Origin of the sequence: Streptomyces sp. NBC_00086 (assembly GCF_026343255.1) — a bacterium.
Lineage (GTDB): Bacteria > Actinomycetota > Actinomycetes > Streptomycetales > Streptomycetaceae > Streptomyces.
Genome location: NZ_JAPELZ010000001.1, coordinates 1,411,053 through 1,429,167, shown reverse-complemented (window position 1 = coordinate 1,429,167; position 18,115 = coordinate 1,411,053). Strand labels below are relative to the sequence as shown.

Here is an 18,115-nt window from a genome sequence, read left to right as displayed (position 1 = left end):
TCTTTGTGCGTTCAACTGTTGACCACATGACGGGCGCGCACGGGTCGGACATGGCTGGAGGACGTGTGGGGAAGGCCGGTTCCGGCGTGCGGCAGGCGGTGCCCGCCGAACTGTCGAGCTTCATCGGGCGGGAGCGGGAGCTCACGGCCCTCGCCTCCCTGCTCGCCACGCAGCGCCTGGTCACGCTCACCGGACCGGCCGGCATCGGCAAGACCCGGCTCGCGGTGCGCACCGTCCGCACCCTGGGCGACAGGGACGGGCTGGACACCGTCTGGGCGGAGCTGGGTGCCCTGCCCGAGCGGTGCTGGGACCGCCTCGGAGCGGAGCTCGCGGAGCGCCTCGCGGGGCGTGAGGCGCTGCTGGTGCTCGACGGCTGCGAACAGCTCGGGGAGGCCGGCGCGGGGCTCGCGGCCGAGCTGCTGCGGCGCCTGCCGGGGCTGCGGATTCTGGCCACCTCGCAGCGGCGGCTGCGGCTCCCGGGGGAAGTGGTGTTCGCCGTACCGCCGCTGTCGGTGCCTACCGCGCCCTCCGTCCAGCCGCTGCCCGCCGCGCTGTCGGCCCTGCCGGGACAGGCCGCGCCCGACCCCAGCCGGCGGTTCCCGGTGGCCGACGTCGCCGGTTACGCGGCCGTACGGCTCTTCGAGGAACGGGCGCGCGGAGCCGACCCCTTCTTCGAGCTGACCGACCGCAACGCGGGCGCCGTGGCCGCGCTGTGCCGGGCGCTCGACGGGATCCCCGGCGCGCTGGAGCTCGCGGCGGGGCGCTCGCACCAGTACGCGCCCGCGCAGGCGCTGCGCAGACTCGGCTCCGATCCGCTGGGCTTCCTCGCCGGCGGCGCCGGCCGCAGCACCCGGGTCGACGCCGAACGCTCGCTGCGGCTGGCCACCCCCGCCGAACGGCTGCTCTGGGAGCGGCTCTCCGTCTTCGCGGGCTCCTTCGACAGGGCGGCCGTCGCCGAGGTGTGCGGCTTCGGGGCGCTCACGGCGGACACGGCCGTCGATGCGCTGCTCCGGCTGGCCCCGGGCCTGCTCGCGGACGCCGGGCCGGGCCGCTACCGGCTGCCGCTGTCCGTACGGGCGTACGCGGCCCGGCGGCTCGCGCACGGAGCGGCCGGGGACGGCGCGACGACGGCCCGGCGCCACCGCGAGCGCTGCCGGGTGGTGGCGGAGCGGGCCGCGCAGCTGTGGCGCGCCGGCGCGCAGCGGGAAGCGCGCGCCCTCGCCCTGCGGGAACTCCCCGAGCTGCGCGCGGCGATGAACCCGCTGGCCGCCGGAGGGCCGGGGGCGGCCCTGGAGATCGTGGTGTCCCTGTGGTTCCTGTGGTCCGCCTGCGGGATGCCGGCGGAGGGGCGCAGACACGTGGAACGGGCCCTGGCCGTGCACCCCGCGCCCCGGCCCGCCCGGGCGCTGTGGCTCGCGGCCTGGCTGGTCGCCGCCTTCGGCGAGGCGGACGGCGCCGATCCCCTGATGGTGGAGGCGTGGACCGCGGCCGTACACGAGGGGGAGGACGCCTGCCTGGCCTACCTCGCGCACCTGCGCGGGACGATCGCGCTGTGGGAGGAGCGGCACGAAGACGCCGCGGCGGAGTACCGGGACGCCCTGGAAGCCCTGCCGGCCGATCCCGAGTTCGGCCCCGGCCGGGAAGCCCTGCGGGCCGCGCACACGCTGGCGCTCGCCCGCACGGACCCGGCCTCGGTCCCGGTCGAGGACGGCCCGCCGGACGGCGCGCCGGACCTCCCGGCCGACCTGTGGGCCCGCTCCTGGGTGAGCTACGCCCACGCCCTGGTCCAGCGCCACGAGGGCCGCCCGGCGCTGGCCCGCCGCGAACTGCTGAGCGCGCTACGGACCCAGTTCGCGCTGGACGACACGCTCGGGCAGGCCCTGTCGGTGGAACTCCTCGCCGAACTGGAGGCGGACCAGGGCCGCTACGCAGAGGCCGCCCGCCTCCTCGGCGCGGTCTCCCGCACCCGCCCGCACGCGGCCTGCGCCCCCCGCGCCCAGCACACGGTCCGCACCCGCCTCACCCCCCAGGCCTTCCGCGCGGCCTACACCTCCGGCGCCCGGACGCCACTGCGCGAGCTGCTGCCGGAACTGGCCGGCTGAGACGCGGAGTTCAAGGGGGCATCTCTCAGCAGGTCGAGTGGAAGAGCCCGCCCACGCGCTCGGTCGCGGCCAGCCGGTTGTAGAGCGCGACCGCGGCGGTCGTCTCCTCGGTGTGGACCTCCACCCCGGCATCCCGCAGCAGCCGCAGCGTCTCGGGCGCGGTGTGGAGCCGCAGCTCCATCCCGCGGCTGAGGACGACCACCGTGCAGCCCCGGTCGAGGAGTTCGGCCACATCGCCGGGCTGGATTCCCGGCTCGTGCCGGGTGCCGTGCCGGCCCCAGTCCCAGGCGCGGCCACCACCCGGGTACAGCACGAAGTCCTTCCCTGCCGGGAGCCCCTCGACCTCCATGCGGCCCCAGGAGAGGTGCGTGACGAGAGGGGCGCGGGCGGGCGGCGTCCACGCCATCAGGTTGCTCATCAGCTCGGCCTGCTCGACCGCGTCGTCCAGCGCGTGATGGGTGTGCGGGCGGCGCGAGAGGAGCTCCTTCGGCATCCGCCCCTTGACGGCTGCGCGGAGCGGGACCCGGGCCTTGGCCGCGTACAGGGTCTTCATGTCCAGGCAACCGGAGTGCCCGAACGGGCTGTCGCCGCCGAAGCTCATCAAGTACCAGTACAGGAAGGTCCAGTCGAAGGAGGCCGGGTAGGCGCACATCACCGGCTGCGCCCCCGCCGAGACCTTCCGCACCCATGACCGGAACTCCGCCATGGCGAGCGCCGGTTCGGCCCCCTCCCGGAGCAGCCGGTCCCGGTCCAGCCCGCTGACGGCCAGCGCCTCCGGTACGTACGCCTCGCTGATCGGGCGCAACTCCCGGTAGAAGGTGTCCTGTTCGGGATCGGCGGCCGTATACGAAGCGCCGTCCTGCCGCCCCGCGACGGCGGCCCCGAAGCTGATCATCGAGTACGGCCCGGGGATGGGCCCGTCGGCCTCGATGTCGACGGAGATGTAGAGGCTGGGCCGGGGCGGACGGGCGGAGCGGGAGGTGCCGACTGAGGTCATGCCCGGAGCATCCCAGCCGGCACCGCCCGCGATCACCCGAATTAACGGGAGGGCCGCACCTTCGGCGCTACGGCGCGGGGGTCAGGTACATCCCGCTCTGGTCGGCCCCGGCGGTGTTCTTGCAGCCGAAGCCGCTGCTCGCCGGCTGGGCCACGGCCAGTGCCAGGCAGCGACCGGCCGCGAGCTGTCCGAAGTGGTTCGGGTGCATGGACTCCTGGACCAGCCCCTGCGTCTCGCTGCTGTCGATCCAGCGTGCCCACTCGCTGGTCTTCGCCGAGGCCGGCGCCGCGGTGGTCACCTGCTTGCTCGCCTTCGCGCACACCTCGCGCCCCTGCATCATGTCCTTCAGGTCCAGGAACTGCGCGCCCTTGGCCGCGGCGACGGCCTTGAGCCGTCCTGCGATCTGCGGCACGAGCGAGTCCCGCGCCCAGTCGGAGTCCCGGTTCCAGAAGGGGCACCCGCCGGTGTTGAGCCGGCTCCAGTCGCTCTGGGTGTACCGGTTCTCCGCGCCGCGCGGGATCGGTGACGGGTAGGACTGCAGCACGATCCGGTACGAGGAGTCCGCGTACCCGGCGCCGCGCATGACGGCCCGTACCTCGTCGACGGACTTGCCGACGTTGGCCATGACCCCGTCGATCTTCTGGTTCACGCCCTCCTGCTGGTCGTCGTAGCAGTAGGAGTTCCAGAGCACGAAGTCGTACGCGCACTCCTTGATGATGTCGGCGAAGCCGAGGTCGTTGCCGCCGATGGACAGCGCGATGACCTTGACGTCGTGGCTCGCGGCCACGGCGGCGAGCTGATCGGCCTGCGGGGCCTCGCCCTTGAAGGCGACGCCACCGTTGGAGGCGCGGAACACGTTCTGCGAGACGGCCCCGGAGCAGGCCAGGTTGATAGCGACGTCGGCGATGGGCCCGGCGCTCTTCACCTCGGCGGAGTCCGACCGGTGGCAGCCGCCGGCGGTGGCCCCGTAGACCTTGCCGGGGTCGTAGGAGCTGCCGCTCACCCAGGCCCGGTCGGTCCCGGTCCGGTTCCCGCTGTTGGTCAGGCTGTTGCCCTTCCAGCGTCCGGCCTCGCCGGAGATGTAGCTGTCGCCGAGGGACACCACGGCGGTGGGTCCGTTCCCCGGCCCGGCCACGGCCGTCCCGGCCCCTCCGGCGACCAGGGCCCCGGCGCCGAGCGCCGCCGCCGTCCCGATCCCGGCCAGTCGTCGCACCCGACGGGCCCGGTCCATGCTGTCGTTGCGGAATCCGATCACTGCGGAACTCCTGCGGTCGGCCATGCGGGAGCCAGGAACAACTCCGGCGCATGGCTGGGTAAGTGGGGGTTACCTCCGGCCGGTGGCAATCGGAAAGGTGCCACCCCGCGCGTTGTTACCGCTAGGTACAGGCAAGTTACGAACAAGTAACAACCGATCGGTCGTTCGGCTGGAACGGGCCGGAACCGGCCGGAGCCGGCCCGGACGCACGACAGCGCCCCCGGAGCCAAAAGGCCTCGGGGGCGCTGTCGTGGACGTTTCGGCTGCTGTGCGTTTCAGCCGAAGACGGGGTGTCAGCCGATGAGCTGGTCGTACGCGGGGAGGGTCAGGAAGTCCGCGTAGTCCGTGTCCAGGGAGACCTGGAGGAGGAGGTCGTGGGCCTGCTGCCACTTGCCCGAGGTGAAGGCCTCCTCGCCGACCTCGGCGCGGATCGCGGCGAGTTCGGCGGCCGCGACCTCGCGGGCGAGGTCGGCGGTGGCGAGCTTGCCGTTCTCGAAGACCACGCCGGCGTTGATCCACTGCCAGATCTGCGAGCGCGAGATCTCGGCGGTGGCGGCGTCCTCCATCAGGCCGAAGATGCCGACGGCGCCGAGGCCGCGCAGCCACGCCTCGATGTAGCGGATGCCGACCTGGACGGCGTTGCGCAGGCCGTCGTACGTGGGCTTCGCGTCGAGGGAGTCGATCGCGATGAGCTCGCCGGCCGCGACGGAGACGTCCTCGCGGAGGCGGTCCTTCTGGTTGGGCTTCTCGCCCAGCACGGCGTCGAAGGAGGCCATCGCGATCGGGACCAGGTCGGGGTGGGCGACCCAGGAGCCGTCGAAGCCGTCGCCGGCCTCGCGGTCCTTGTCGGCCTTGACCTTCTCGAAGGCGACCTTGTTGACCTCGGCGTCCTTGCGGGACGGGATGAAGGCCGCCATGCCGCCGATGGCGTGCGCGCCGCGCTTGTGGCAGGTCTTGACGAGGAGTTCGGTGTACGCCCGCATGAAGGGCGCCGTCATCGTCACCGCGTTGCGGTCCGGCAGGACGAACTTCTCGCCGCCGTCACGGAAGTTCTTGACGATGGAGAAGAGGTAGTCCCAGCGGCCGGCGTTCAGGCCCGCCGCGTGGTCGCGCAGCTCGAAGAGGATCTCGTCCATCTCGTACGCGGCCGTGATCGTCTCGATCAGGACGGTCGCGCGGACGGTGCCCTGCGGGATGCCGACGTAGTCCTGGGCGAAGACGAAGATCTCGTTCCAGAGGCGCGCCTCCAGGTGGGACTCGGTCTTCGGCAGGTAGAAGTACGGGCCCTTGCCGAGCGCGATGAGGCGCTTGGCGTTGTGGAAGAAGTACAGGCCGAAATCCACGAGCGAGCCGGAGGCCGGGCCGCCCTCGAACTGCAGGTGGCGCTCCTCCAGGTGCCAGCCGCGGGGGCGCATCACGACGGTGGCGAGCTCCTCGGCGGGCTTGAGGGCGTACGCCTTGCCGGTGCGGGCGTCGGTGAAGTCGATGCGGCGCTCGTAGGCGTCGATCAGGTTGAGCTGGCCGAGGACCACGTTCTCCCAGGTGGGAGCCGAGGCGTCCTCGAAGTCGGCGAGCCAGACCTTGGCGCCCGAGTTCAGGGCGTTGATGGTCATCTTGCGGTCCGTGGGGCCGGTGATCTCCACACGGCGGTCGTTCAGCGGGGCCGGGGCCGGCGCCACCTTCCAGTCGCCCTCGCGGACCTGTGCGGTGTCCGGGAGGAAGTCGAGCGTGGAAGTGCGGGCGATCTCGGCGCGGCGCACGGAGCGGCGGGCGAGGAGCTCGGCACGACGGGGGGCGAACCGCCGGTGGAGCTCGGCCACGAAGGCGAGAGCCGCTTCGGTGAGGACCTCGTCCTGCCGGGGCAGGGGCTCGGCGTCGACGATGGCCAGCGATGACGGCGCTGGTGCGGACATATCTGTCACTCCTTCAGCGGCGGTGCCTGGCGGCCGCGGGGAATGCTCGCGCTGGACGGCACGCAGTGCCGTCGGGTGTGGAGAGTTCCGGGATACGGTCGCGGGCGCCGTCTGGGGTTCAGGGCGCTTCTGACCAGTGGATAGTAATTTCCTCATGGTGGAAGTTCAATGGTTTGTTGATGTCGAGATTCTCTGAGTCGACAGATTCCGCTTCTCGACCCCTTCCTCGTGGCCCTCAGTGCCATCGCGGTCACAGCCCGCTCAGGCAAGTCGTGCCAGGTCGGGAGGGGTGTCGATGTCGAAGGCCTCCGCGATGTCCCCGCACTCGACCAGTGTGAGCTCCGCCGCGTGCGCCGCGAGGTGCACCCGCGCGCCCTTGTCGCCCGTGGCCGTCGCCACGATGTCCGGCCAGCGGTCCGCCCCGAAGAGCACCGGGTGCCCGCGCTCGCCGTCGTAGGCCGCCGCCACCAGGCTCGCCGGGGAGCGGTAGGCGGCCCGGACCCGGGCCACCGCCTCCGGGCCGATGCCCGGCTGGTCCACCAGGGAGACCAGGGCCGCCCCGGCGCCCGTACCGGCCAGTGAGGCGAGGCCGACCCGCAGGGAGGAGCCCATGCCCTCGGCCCAGTCCGGGTTGTCGGTCACCACGCAGCCGCTCAGGTCGGCGCGCTCGCGCACCTCGGCCGCGGAGGCGCCGAGCACCACGTGCAGCGGGCCGCAGCCCGCCTCGCGCAGGACCCGTACGGCGTTCTCCACCAGCGGGCGGCCCCGATAGGTCAGCAGGGCCTTCGGGTGGCCGCCCAGGCGACGGCCGCCGCCGGCCGCGAGGAGCAGGCCGGCGATCACCGGGGGAGCGGAGCCGGCGCCCGCCGCGGCGGACTGCTGGTTGCGTTGCTGGTCGGGTGTGCTGTTGCGGGGTGACATGTCACCGATTCTCGCTCGCGCCGCAGGAGGCGCCGTACGGCGGCCAGCGCGGCCCCCACGCGCAGGGGGTCGGCGATCCGGTTCTCGGTGGCGGTGAGCAGGGCCCGTTCGTCACGGTCGGTCAACATCGGCGGCATCTCCTTGCCAATCGGCGGCCAATGCAGCGAGTCTGGACCCGGATTGGCCTGGCCGGCAGAGCCAATCAGGGGAGGTTGGCATGGCAAACGGGCGAGTGGTCCAGACGGCGGACAGAATGATCGGCAGCCGCCAGCTCGCGGCCCTGCTCCCGGCGGAGGTACTGGCCCGCCCCGGCTACCGGGCCCTGGCCGACGCCGTCCGCACCCTGATCCTCGACGGCCGGATCGCCCTGCACGTGCGCCTGCCCGCCGAACGCGAGCTCGCCGAGGCGGTCGGCGCCAGCCGGGCCACCGTCACCGGCGCCTACGACCTCCTGCGCGAGAGCGGCTACGTCCGCAGCCGCCGCGGTTCCGGGACCTGGACCGAGCTCCCCGAAGGCCACCGCCCGGTCGGCGCGCACGCCATCGTCGGCGCCGGCGGCTACAGCGCCGACGGAGATCCCGGCATCGACCTCGCCATCGCCGCCATGGGCGCCCCCGAGGACAGCCTCACCGACGCGGTGGCCTGGGCCGCGCCCAGACTCCCGGCCTTCGCCCGCAGCCCCGGCTACCACCCCTTCGGGCTGCCCGACCTGCGGACCGCCATAGCCGAGCGGTTCACCCGGCGGGGACTGGCGACCCGCCCCGAGCAGATCCTTGTCACGGCGGGCGCGCAGCAGGCGTTCGCGCTGGTGGTGAGTCTGCTGTGCCGGCCCGGGGACCGGGTGATGACCGAGAACCCGACCTACGCCAACGCCCTGGACGCCCTGCGCCACGCGCGGCTGCGCACCGGGTCGATCGCCGTCTCCGACGCGGGCTGGGACCTGGAGATCGCCGAGTCCGCGCTGCGCCAGACCGTGCCGAGGCTCGCGTACGTGATCCCCGACTTCCACAACCCGACGGGCGCGCTGATGCCGGAGGAACAGCGGCTGCGGCTGCTGGCGGCGACCCGGCGGACCGGGACCTGGCTGGTGGTCGACGAGACCATCGCCGACATCGCGCTCGACGTGCCGGCGCCCGCCCCGCTGGCCTCGCTGGCGCCGGGCGGGCCCGGCGGGGCCGATCACGTGATGACCATCGGCTCGCTGAGCAAGACCCACTGGGGCGGGCTGCGGGTCGGGTGGATCCGGGCCACCGCCAAGATGATCACGGAGCTCACGGCGGTACGGGTGGCGGCCGACATGACCGGCTCGGTCCTGGACCAGCTGGTGGCGCTGCCCCTGCTGGAGGGCCTGGAGCGGACGCTGCCCGCCCGGCTGGAGCGGCTGCGCGGGCAGCGGGCGGCGCTGATCGCCTCGCTGGAGCGGCACACCCCGGAGTGGTCCTGGCACGTTCCGCCGGGCGGGCTCTCGCTCTGGGTGGACCTGGGGGAGCCGGTCAGCTCCGCGCTGGCGGACCGGGCGGCGGCGGCCGGGGTCATCATCGGGCGGGGCGCGCGGTTCGGGGTGGACCCCGGGACCTTCGAGCACCGGCTGCGGATCCCGTACACCCTGTCGGCGGACCGGCTGGACGAGGGCGTACGGAGACTGGCGGAGGCCTTTCACGGGGGCGTGCCGCTGCCTTCGGCGGTGGAGCGGCCGTACTGGGTGGCTTAGCGGGGCCCGCGGCCCCGCGCCCCGCGCCCCGGGCCGGCGGGCCCCGGCCCCCGGTGCGGGTGGGTGGGCCCTGCGGGGCGGAGTCCCCTACCCGCCCTTCCACCGTTCCCCGGGGCTGTGCCCCGGACCCCCCGGGGCTGTGCCCCGGACCCCCCGGGGCTGTGCCCCGGACCCCCCGGGGCTGCGCCCCGGACGCCGGTCCTCGAACGCCGGACCGCTGGAATTGCTACGGCGTGCGGATCAGGCGGCGGGTGGCCGCCGCGGCTACTGCCGAGGTGCGGGAGTCGACGCCCAGTTTTGCGTAGATGTGGACCAGGTGGGATTTGACGGTGGCCTGGCTGAGGAAGAGCTGTTTGGAGATCTGCTGGTTCGACAGGCCGTCTGCGACCAGTTGGAGGACCTCCAGTTCCCGCTTGGTCAGGGCCTCCGCCGGGGTCCGCATGCGGTCCATCAGGCGCAGCGCCACCGCCGGGGCCAGCGCGGACTGGCCGGCCGCCGCGGTGCGGACCGCCGCCGCCAGTTCCTCCGGCGGGGCGTCTTTGAGGAGGTAGCCCGAGGCGCCCGCCTCCACCGCCGCCAGGATGTCCGCGTCCGTGTCGTACGTGGTCAGGACCAGCACCCGGGGGGACGGGGACCCGGCCGTGATCAGGGCCGTGGCCGCCGAGCCGTGCATGCCGCCGCCGGGGCCGAACTGGAGGTCCATCAGGACCACGTCGACCCCGGCGGAGCGGGCCAGCTCCACCGCGCGTTCCGCCGTCGCCGCCTCCGCCACCACCTCGAAGTCCGGCTCCGTGTCCAGTACCGCGCGCAGCCCGGCCCGGACCACCGGGTGGTCGTCGGCGAGGAGCAGCCGGATCGTCATGACAGGGTCTCCGCGGGCAGGGGAAGGGTGACGGCCACGGCGGTGCCCTGGCCCGGGGCGGATTCCACCGTGAACAGGCCGCTGAGGCTCTCGGCCCGCGAGCGCATCGCCGGCAGGCCGAAGCCGCCGCCGTCCGAGGGGGCGGCGGACGCCGCGCCGGGGTCGAAGCCCTTGCCGTCGTCGACGATGTCCAGGGTCACGGAGGAGTCCATGAAGGTCAGGGTGATCTCGGCGCGCCCGGCCCCGGCGTGCCGCACCACATTGGCCAGCGCCGACTGCGCGATCCGCAGCAGGGCCACCTCGTAGGGGGTCGGGAGGGGGCGCGCGGTGCCGCTCAGGGAGAACCGGACCCGGGGGCCCGGAGCCCCCGAGCACAAGCGTTCCAGCGCCGCCGGCAGCGACCCGTGCTCCAGGTCCGGAGGCGTGAGGGCCCGTACGAAGCGCCGTGCCTCGGCGAGGTTCTCCTGCGCGGCCTCCCGGGCCCGGCCGATGTGCGCGAGGGCCGCCGAGTCCTCGGGCAGACCGCGCTCGGCGGCCCGCAGGAGGAGCTGGATGGAGGACAGGCCCTGCGCCAGGGTGTCGTGGATCTCCCTGGCCAGCCGCTCCCGCTCCGCCAGGATCCCGGCGCTCCGCTCGGCCGCGGCCAGCTCGGCCCGGGTCGTGATGAGCTCCTCGATCAGCTCGCGGCGCCGCTCGCTCTCCCGGTACAGCGCCTGGTAGCCCAGTACGGTCGCCACCGCCACGGCCCCGCCCAGCAGCGGCCCCAGGAAGGCTCCCGGGGTCACCGCGCCGCTGTGTGCGAGGAAGCCGGCGATCGCCGCACAGGCGGTGACCGTGACGGCCGTCACGCCCCAGCGCAGCCGCAGCAGGTGCAGCTCCAGGAAGTACAGCGGGAAGGCGATCCACAGCCCGTCGGGGGAGACCACGAGCAGCGCGGCCCAGGCCGCGCCCAGGGCGGCCAGCCACACCGCCCCGGCGCGCGCCGAGCTGTGCACCGCGGGGGTCCGTACGCCCGCGAGGTACACGGCGGCCAGCAGCGCGCAGGCCGCGACCACCCAGCCCGCGCGCGGCGCGGAGTCGGCGACGGCCCGCCCGGCGGCGAGGGCGAGCAGGCCGAAGAGCAGCGCGTGCAGGCACAGCCGCAGGACGCGGGAGACGGGGGTGAGGGCGCGGGCGCCGGGGTCGGCGGGGGCACCGGGCGTGGGGGGCGGGAGGTGAGCGGTCATGGCCTGACCAGCGTAAGTCCGGGTCCGGGGGCGCCGGTCAACCAAAGGATTGATGTCTTGGTGCGCCCTTCGATACGAGGATCCCTACTGTGGCGCGATGCCTTGTGTCCACGGGGAAGACCAAGGTGGGGAACATGTTCGTCGCATGGAGAGATCTACGGTTCGCGAAGGGCCGCTTCGCCCTGATGGGCTCGGTGGTACTGCTGATCACGCTGCTGGTCGGCCTGTTGTCCGGGCTCACCGCCGGCCTGGCCCGGGAGAACATCTCGGCCATCACCGGCTTGCCCGCCACCACCCGCCTCGCGTTCGCCGCGCCCGCCGGGGACCAGAAGGTCTCCTTCACCAACTCCCAGGTGCCCGAGAAGGCCTGGCTGGCCTGGCGGGAGCAGCCGGGGGTGACCTCGGCGCAGCCGCTGGGCATCCGCACCACCAACGTCGTCTCCGGTGAGCGCACGGCGGGCGTGTCCGTCTTCGGCGTGGATCCGGCGGGATCCCTGGCGCCCCGGGGGAGCGGGCTCGCCCAGGGACAGGTGGTCCTCACGGAGAAGGCCGCCAAGGAGCTCGGCGGGCTGACCGCCGGAGGCAGGATCAGGATCGGCCAGGTCGAGCTGACCGTGGCCGCGGTCTCCGGCACCGCCGCCTACAGCCACACCCCGGTCGTCTGGATGGACCTCAACGACTGGCAGCGCGTCGGGAACCCCGGCACCTCCATCGACACCCTCGCCACCGTCGTCGCCCTGGACGGCTCCGGCGTCGACTGGGCGGCCGGGGACGAGGCCACCGGCACCGAGGCGCAGACCATCGACGGGGCGCTGAGCGCGATCGGCTCCTACACCTCCGAGAACGGCTCGCTCCAGCTGATGCGCGGGTTCCTCTTCGCCATCTCGGCCCTGGTCATAGGAGCCTTCTTCACCGTGTGGACCATCCAGCGCAGCGGGGACATCGCCGTGCTGAAGGCACTGGGTGCCTCCACCCCGTACCTCCTCAAGGACGCCCTTGGGCAGGCCGTGGTGATGCTGGCGCTCGGCACCGGTGCGGGCACCGCGCTCGCGGCCGGCTTCGGTGCCCTGATCAGCGGCGGGGACGTGCCCTTCGTGCTCGACGCCGCCACCGTGCTGGTCCCGGCCGCCGTCATGATCGCGCTCGGCGCGCTGGGCGCGGCCCTGTCCATCCGGCGGATCACCGCCGTAGACCCCCTGACCGCTCTCGGGAGCGCCCGATGACCCTGCTCGTGCACGACGTCACGCTCACCTACCCGGACGGCGACGGCCGCCTCACCGCGCTGGACGCGGTCGGCCTGGAGGTGCCGGCCGGCACCCTGACGGCGGTGGTCGGCCCCTCCGGTTCCGGGAAGTCCAGCCTGCTGGCGGTCGCCGCCACCCTCGTCACGCCCGACGCGGGACGGGTGGTGGTGGCCGGGCAGGACACCTCGACGCTCGGCCCGGGCGAGAAGTCGGCGCTGCGCCGGGAGAAGATCGGCATCGTCTTCCAGCAGCCGAACCTGCTGGCCTCGCTCACCGCCGCCGAACAGCTGCAGGTCATGGCCCACCTCTCCGGCCGGCCCGCGCGCGCCCTGCGCCGGCGGGCCCTGGAGCTGCTGGACGCGGTGGGATTGGCCGACAAGGCCGACAAGCGGCCGCACCAGCTCTCCGGGGGGCAGCGCCAGCGGATCAACATCGCCCGCGCCCTGATGAACGAGCCGGCCGTGCTGCTGGTCGACGAGCCCACCAGCGCCCTGGACCACGAGCGCGGCGCCGCGATCCTGGACCTGCTGGTCACCCTCACCCGGGAGCGCTCCACCGCCACGGTGCTGGTCACCCACGACCACGCGCACCTGGAGCGGATGGACCGCACCACGACGATGACGGACGGCCGCCTCACTCAGGGTGTGGAGCCGGTCCCGGCGCCGTAGGGCGTACGAGGAAGGCCCCGGTACCCCCTCGAAGGGGTACCGGGGCCTTCCTCGTACGAGGGTCGCCTACGCAGGGTTCTGGCTCTGCAGGGCCACGGACAGCTCGGCCGCGACGCCCTGGAGGATCGGCACGAAGGACTCGGCCACCGACTCGGTCACCCGGCCGGCCGGGCCGGAGATGGAGATCGCGGCGGCGGTCGGGGAGTTCGGCACGGAGACCGCCAGGCAGCGGACTCCTATTTCCTGCTCGTTGTCGTCGACCGCGTAGCCCACCCGGCGGACGACCTCCAGGGCGTCCAGGAAGCCCTCGGGCGTGGTGATGGTCTTCTCGGTCGCGGCCGGCATCCCGGTGCGGGCGAGCAGGGCCCGTACCTCGTCCGCGGGGGTGTAGGCGAGCAGCGCCTTGCCCACGCCGGTGGAGTGCGGCAGCACCCGGCGGCCGACCTCGGTGAACATGCGCATGGAGTGCTTGGACGGCACCTGGGCGACGTAGACGATCTCGTCCCCGTCGAGCAGGGCCATGTTCGCGGTCTCGCCGGTCTCCTCGACCAGACGCGCCAGGTAGGGGCGGGCCCAGGTGCCCAGCAGCCGCGACGCGGACTCGCCGAGGCGGATCAGCCGGGGTCCGAGGGAGTAACGTCGGTTGGGCTGCTGCCGGACGTAGCCGCACGCCACGAGGGTGCGCATGAGGCGATGGATGGTGGGCAGCGGCAGACCGCTGGCGGCGGAGAGCTCACTGAGGCCGACTTCGCCCCCGGCATCGGCCATGCGTTCGAGCAGATCGAAGGCGCGCTCAAGGGACTGGACGCCACCGCTGGCGGCGGTGGGCTTGGTGGAGGCGTCGGTGGTGCTGGCGCTGGACGTCGGCACGGGCGCGGTCCTTTCGGTGCTGGCAGGCAAGCAAGCAGCCTACCGGTCGGTCGGCGTCGGCCCTAGGGCCGGGTCGATGCCGTCCCCGCCGGTCAGAGGCGGTTTGTCCTGGTGGCGGACGTCCTCGGGAAGTTACCCGTCCGGTTCCCGGTGGCGGTAGCTACATTCTGCATAGCGAAATCTTAATTCCATCCTGTGGAAACATCCAATTGCGATACGCGGTCGTCAGTGGTCCGTCCGGGCGCTCTTGACTGGTTCCGGATCGACGTGAAGACTCCGTCAACAGAACGTTGAATTTCGCTCTGTGGAAGTAGATGGGGAGGTTCCGGTGTCCGACCTGGCTGTGGAACTGGTACTGCGCTCGACGCGCGTCATCACCCCCGAGGGGACGCGTGCCGCTTCGGTGGCCGTCGCCGGCGGGAAGATCGCGGCCGTGCTGCCGTACGAGGCCGACGTACCGGCCGGTGCCCGGCTGGAGGACTTCGGCGACGACGTGCTCCTCCCCGGCCTGGTCGACACCCACGTCCACGTGAACGACCCCGGTCGTACCGAGTGGGAAGGCTTCTGGACGGCCACCCGCGCCGCCGCGGCCGGTGGCATCACCACCATCCTCGACATGCCGCTCAACTCCCTGCCGCCGACCACGACCACCGCCAACCTGGTGGTCAAGCAGGACGTGGCCCGGACCAAGGCGCACGTGGACGTCGGCTTCTGGGGCGGTGCGCTGCCGGACAACGTCAAGGACCTGCGCCCGCTGCACGACGCCGGCGTCTTCGGCTTCAAGTGCTTCCTGTCGCCCTCCGGCGTCGACGAGTTCCCCCTCCTCGACCAGGAGCAGCTGGCCGCCTCGCTCGCCGAGATCACCGGCTTCGGCGGCCTGCTGATCGTGCACGCCGAGGACCCGCACCACCTGGAGTCCGCGCCGCAGAACGCGGGCCCCAAGTACGCCGACTTCCTGGCCTCCCGCCCCCAGGACGCCGAGAACACCGCGATCCAGAACCTGATCGACCAGGCGAAGCGACTGAACGCGCGCGTTCACGTCCTGCACCTGTCCTCCGCCTCCGCGCTGCCGCTCATCGCCGCCGCGAAGGCCGAGGGCGTCCGGATCACGGTCGAGTCCTGCCCGCACTTCCTCACCCTGACGGCCGAGGAAGTCCCGGACGGCGCGACCGAGTTCAAGTGCTGCCCGCCCATCCGCGAGTCCGCCAACCAGGACGTCCTGTGGGACGCGCTCGCCGACGGCACGATCGACTGCATCGTCTCCGACCACTCCCCCTCCACCGCGGACCTCAAGACCGGCGACTTCGCCACCGCGTGGGGCGGCATCTCCTCCCTCCAGCTGGGCCTGCCGGCCATCTGGACCGAGGCGAAGAAGCGCGGCCACGCCCTGGAGGACGTGGTCCGCTGGATGTCCGCAGCCCCGGCCGCCCTCGCCGGTCTGGCGAGCAAGGGCGCGATCGAGGCCGGCCGCGACGCCGACTTCGCCGTCCTGGCCCCCGAAGAGACCTTCACCGTGGACCCCGCGGAACTGCACCACCGCAACCAGGTCACGGCGTACGCGGGCAAGACCCTGCACGGCGTCGTGAAGTCCACCTGGCTGCGCGGCGCGCAGATCGCCGACCACGGCACCCCGTCCGAGCCCACCGGCCGACTCCTTGAAAGGCAGAACTGACAGTGGCGATTGAATCCTTCACCGGCAACGCGAACCCGTACGGAGGCGGCGACCCGTACGCGGACTACCGCAGCGCGGACTTCCCGTTCACCCAGTACGCGAACCTCGCCGCCCGTGAGCTCGGCGCCGGTGTCATCGAGGCCAACGACGAGTTCTTCGCCCAGCGCGAGAACCTGCTGATCTCCGAGGCCGCGCACTTCGACCCCGAGGACTTCGGCCACAAGGGCAAGGTCATGGACGGCTGGGAGACCCGCCGCCGCCGCGGCATCTCCGCCACCCAGCCCTGGCCGACCCCCGAGGACCACGACTGGGCGCTCGTCCGCCTGGGCGCCCCCGGCGTCATCCGCGGCATCGTCGTCGACACCGCCCACTTCCGCGGCAACATGCCGCAGGCCGTCTCCGTAGAGGCCACCAACTGGGAAGGCGCCCTCGCGCCGACCCCGGCGGAGCTCCAGGGCGACGACATCAAGTGGACGACCATCGTCGCCCGCACCACCGTCGGCGGCCACGCGGCCAACGGCTTCGAGATCGACGCCGAGCAGCGCTTCACGCACCTGCGCGTCAACCAGCACCCCGACGGCGGCATCGCCCGCCTGCGCGTCTACGGCGAGGTCGTTCCCGACCCCAAGTGGCTCGCGGCGCTCGGCTCCTTCGACGTGGTGGCCCTGGAGAACGGCGGCTCCGTCCAGGACGCCTCCAACCGCTTCTACTCCCCGCCGACCAACACCATCAACCCGGGCCGCTCCCGCAAGATGGACGACGGCTGGGAGACCGCCCGCCGCCGTGACAACGGCAACGACTGGATCCGCTACCAGCTCGTCGCCGAGTCCGAGATCCGCGCCGTCGAGATCGACACCGCGTACCTCAAGGGCAACTCGGCCGGCTGGGCCTCGCTGTCGATCAAGACCGGCGAGGAGGGCGAGTGGACGGAGTTCCTGCCGCGCACCCGCCTGCAGCCCGACACCAACCACCGCTTCGTGCTCGACGCCCCGGCGGTCGGCACGCACGTGCGCATCGACATCTTCCCGGACGGCGGCTTCTCCCGCCTGCGCCTCTTCGGCGCGCTGACGGAGGCCGGCACCGCCGCGCACACCGCCCGTCACCAGGAGCTGGGCGGCTGACGCCACCCTCGTGACCGCCCCGGGGGCCGACACCCCCGGGGCATGCTCGAACACCCCGCAGGGGCGCACCGTTTGACGGTGCGCCCCTGCGGGCTTCGTGCCCCACCGGCTTTGTGGCCCCGCGGGACGTGCGGACCGGTCGGGCCCGCTAGCCTGCCGCTACGGCGAACACCCAGGGGGGCCACGATGGAGCAGAGCGCGCCACGCACGACGGAGCAGCGGCGCGAGGACGCGCTGGCACGGTTCGAGAGCGACATCGACGTCTGGGTCGCCACCGCGGACGCCGAGGGCGTCGCCTGCCTCGTGCCCCTCTCGTTCCGGTGGGACGGCGAGGGCTTCCTGCTGTCGACCGGTCGCACCCTGCCCACCGGACGCAACCTCGCGGCGAGCGGCCGTGTGCGCCTCGCCTTCGGCACGACCCGCGACGTGGTCCTCGTCGAGGGCACCGTGACCCGGCTGGAGGCGGCGGAGCTCGCGCCCGGCGAGATCGAGGCCTTCGCGGCGCACTCCGGCTTCGACCCGAGCAGCCTCAAGACGCCCTATCCGTACTTCCGGGTCACGCCGGTGTGGATCCAGGCCTGGCGCGAGGTGAACGAGATCGCCGGACGCGACCTGATGAAGGCCGGCCGCTGGCTGTCCTGACGGCCTGAGGGTCCTGACGCTCTGACGGCCCTGACGCCCTACGCCGCGTGGCCTCCGTCCACCGAGAACTCGGCGCCCGTGACGTACGCGGAGTCCGGTCCCGCGAGGAAGGACACCATGGCGGCCACCTCCTGCGGGGTGGCGAAGCGGCCCAGCGCCGTCATGGCCGCCTGCGGGGCGGCGTAGGGGCCGTCCGCAGGGTTCATGCCGGTGTCCACCGGGCCGGGGTGGACCAGGTTCGCGGTGATCCCGCGCTCGCCGAGCTCCCGCGAGAGGGCCTTGGTCAAGCCGGTCAGCGCCGCCTTGCTCATCGCGTACAGGGTGCCGCCCGGGCCCGGCACCCGCTGGGTCATGCAGCTGCCGATGGTGATGATCCGCCCGCCCCGGCCCATCCGGCCGGCCGCGGCCCGGGAGGCCAGGAAGGTGCCCCGGACGTTGACCGCGAGGACCCGGTCCACGTCCGCGGGGGTGAGCTCCTCCAGGGGGCCGAGCACGCCCACCCCGGCGTTGTTCACCAGGACGTCGAGCCGGCCCAGGCCCCGTACGGTCTCCTCCACCGCCCCGGCGGCCCGCTCGGCGTTCCCCGAGTCGGCGCGCAGTGCCAGGCCTCGCCGGCCGAGCGCCTCGATCTTGCCGACCACCTCGGCGGCCGCTGCAACGTCGCTGACGTAGGTGATCGCGACGTCGGCCCCGTCCTGCGCGAGCCGCAGCGCCGTCGCCGCGCCGATTCCCCTGCTGCCACCTGTCACCAGGGCCACTGCGTTGCCGTCCATGGCGTTCCTCCCGCGTCGGTTGGTTGCGAGTTCAATGAAATCGTCCGGAGGTCAACGGTGCTGGCAGGAAACGGACATCGCGTTCGCGCGCGCCGGATCGATGAGTTCGGCCCGGCCCGGGAGTCTGAACCCGTGACA

Annotated in this window: 15 protein-coding genes; 7 read left to right on the top strand and 8 right to left on the bottom strand. The window is 73.1% G+C overall.

Annotated features, from left to right (window positions below; genetic code table 11):
* Positions 1 to 50 precede the first annotated feature (50 nt).
* Positions 51 to 2,102, top strand: coding sequence for a hypothetical protein (locus tag OG276_RS06435; RefSeq protein WP_266903504.1), 2,052 nt, complete (start codon positions 51 to 53; stop codon positions 2,100 to 2,102).
* Positions 2,103 to 2,127: 25 nt separating this feature from the next.
* Here the strand turns inward: OG276_RS06435 and OG276_RS40780 are convergent, their stop codons facing one another.
* From OG276_RS40780 to OG276_RS06410, 4 genes are all read right to left on the bottom strand, one after another.
* Positions 2,128 to 3,099, bottom strand: a complete 972-nt coding sequence (locus OG276_RS40780) for an MTH938/NDUFAF3 family protein (RefSeq protein WP_323182313.1) — start codon at positions 3,097 to 3,099, stop codon at positions 2,128 to 2,130.
* Positions 3,100 to 3,166: 67 nt separating this feature from the next.
* Entirely contained in the window at positions 3,167 to 4,378 is a 1,212-nt protein-coding gene (locus OG276_RS06420; protein ID WP_266903503.1) for a GDSL-type esterase/lipase family protein, read from the bottom strand.
* Between the two features lie 269 nt (positions 4,379 to 4,647).
* Entirely contained in the window at positions 4,648 to 6,267 is a 1,620-nt protein-coding gene (aceB, locus tag OG276_RS06415) for a malate synthase A (protein WP_266903502.1), read from the bottom strand.
* Between the two features lie 261 nt (positions 6,268 to 6,528).
* The gene (locus OG276_RS06410; RefSeq protein ID WP_266903501.1) at positions 6,529 to 7,188 is read right to left on the bottom strand and encodes an NTP transferase domain-containing protein; all 660 of its coding nucleotides are present in this window, start codon (positions 7,186 to 7,188) and stop codon (positions 6,529 to 6,531) included.
* Positions 7,189 to 7,405: 217 nt separating this feature from the next.
* Between OG276_RS06410 and OG276_RS06405 the strand changes: the two genes are divergently transcribed.
* Positions 7,406 to 8,899: a PLP-dependent aminotransferase family protein gene (locus tag OG276_RS06405; protein WP_266903500.1), complete on the top strand. Its 1,494-nt coding sequence runs from the start codon at positions 7,406 to 7,408 to the stop codon at positions 8,897 to 8,899.
* A gap of 226 nt (positions 8,900 to 9,125) precedes the next feature.
* On the opposite strand, the gene OG276_RS06400 is transcribed toward OG276_RS06405, so the two are convergent.
* Both OG276_RS06400 and OG276_RS06395 read right to left on the bottom strand, forming a co-directional pair.
* Complete coding sequence (locus OG276_RS06400; protein ID WP_250740518.1) at positions 9,126 to 9,761, bottom strand: response regulator transcription factor; 636 nt, start codon at positions 9,759 to 9,761, stop codon at positions 9,126 to 9,128.
* Positions 9,758 to 10,987 carry a sensor histidine kinase gene (locus OG276_RS06395; RefSeq protein ID WP_266903499.1) on the bottom strand — a complete coding sequence of 410 codons (1,230 nt, stop codon included), beginning with the start codon at positions 10,985 to 10,987 and terminating at the stop codon, positions 9,758 to 9,760. Before OG276_RS06395 ends, OG276_RS06400 begins: the two co-directional genes overlap by 4 nt.
* 134 nt (positions 10,988 to 11,121) lie before the next feature.
* On the opposite strand from OG276_RS06395, the gene OG276_RS06390 reads away from it, so the two are divergent.
* Entirely contained in the window at positions 11,122 to 12,210 is a 1,089-nt protein-coding gene (locus tag OG276_RS06390) for an ABC transporter permease (protein ID WP_266903498.1), read from the top strand.
* Positions 12,207 to 12,899, top strand: a complete 693-nt coding sequence (locus tag OG276_RS06385; RefSeq protein ID WP_266903497.1) for an ABC transporter ATP-binding protein — start codon at positions 12,207 to 12,209, stop codon at positions 12,897 to 12,899. Before OG276_RS06390 ends, OG276_RS06385 begins: the two co-directional genes overlap by 4 nt.
* Positions 12,900 to 12,965: 66 nt before the next feature.
* Here the strand turns inward: OG276_RS06385 and OG276_RS06380 are convergent, their stop codons facing one another.
* On the bottom strand, positions 12,966 to 13,769 hold the full coding sequence (locus OG276_RS06380) for an IclR family transcriptional regulator (RefSeq protein ID WP_266903496.1): 804 nt from the start codon (positions 13,767 to 13,769) through the stop codon (positions 12,966 to 12,968).
* Positions 13,770 to 14,097: 328 nt separating this feature from the next.
* Between OG276_RS06380 and allB the strand changes: the two genes are divergently transcribed.
* From allB to OG276_RS06365, 3 genes are all read left to right on the top strand, one after another.
* Positions 14,098 to 15,441 (top strand): allantoinase AllB, encoded by a 1,344-nt coding sequence (gene allB, locus OG276_RS06375; protein ID WP_266903495.1) that lies wholly within the window; start codon positions 14,098 to 14,100, stop codon positions 15,439 to 15,441.
* 2 nt (positions 15,442 to 15,443) lie between these two features.
* Complete coding sequence (alc, locus tag OG276_RS06370; RefSeq protein WP_266903494.1) at positions 15,444 to 16,562, top strand: allantoicase; 1,119 nt, start codon at positions 15,444 to 15,446, stop codon at positions 16,560 to 16,562.
* Positions 16,563 to 16,748: 186 nt separating this feature from the next.
* Positions 16,749 to 17,204, top strand: a complete 456-nt coding sequence (locus OG276_RS06365; RefSeq protein WP_266903493.1) for a pyridoxamine 5'-phosphate oxidase family protein — start codon at positions 16,749 to 16,751, stop codon at positions 17,202 to 17,204.
* A 38-nt stretch (positions 17,205 to 17,242) separates the two neighbouring features.
* On the opposite strand, the gene OG276_RS06360 is transcribed toward OG276_RS06365, so the two are convergent.
* The gene (locus OG276_RS06360; protein WP_266903492.1) at positions 17,243 to 17,977 is read right to left on the bottom strand and encodes a 3-oxoacyl-ACP reductase family protein; all 735 of its coding nucleotides are present in this window, start codon (positions 17,975 to 17,977) and stop codon (positions 17,243 to 17,245) included.
* Positions 17,978 to 18,115 lie beyond the last annotated feature (138 nt).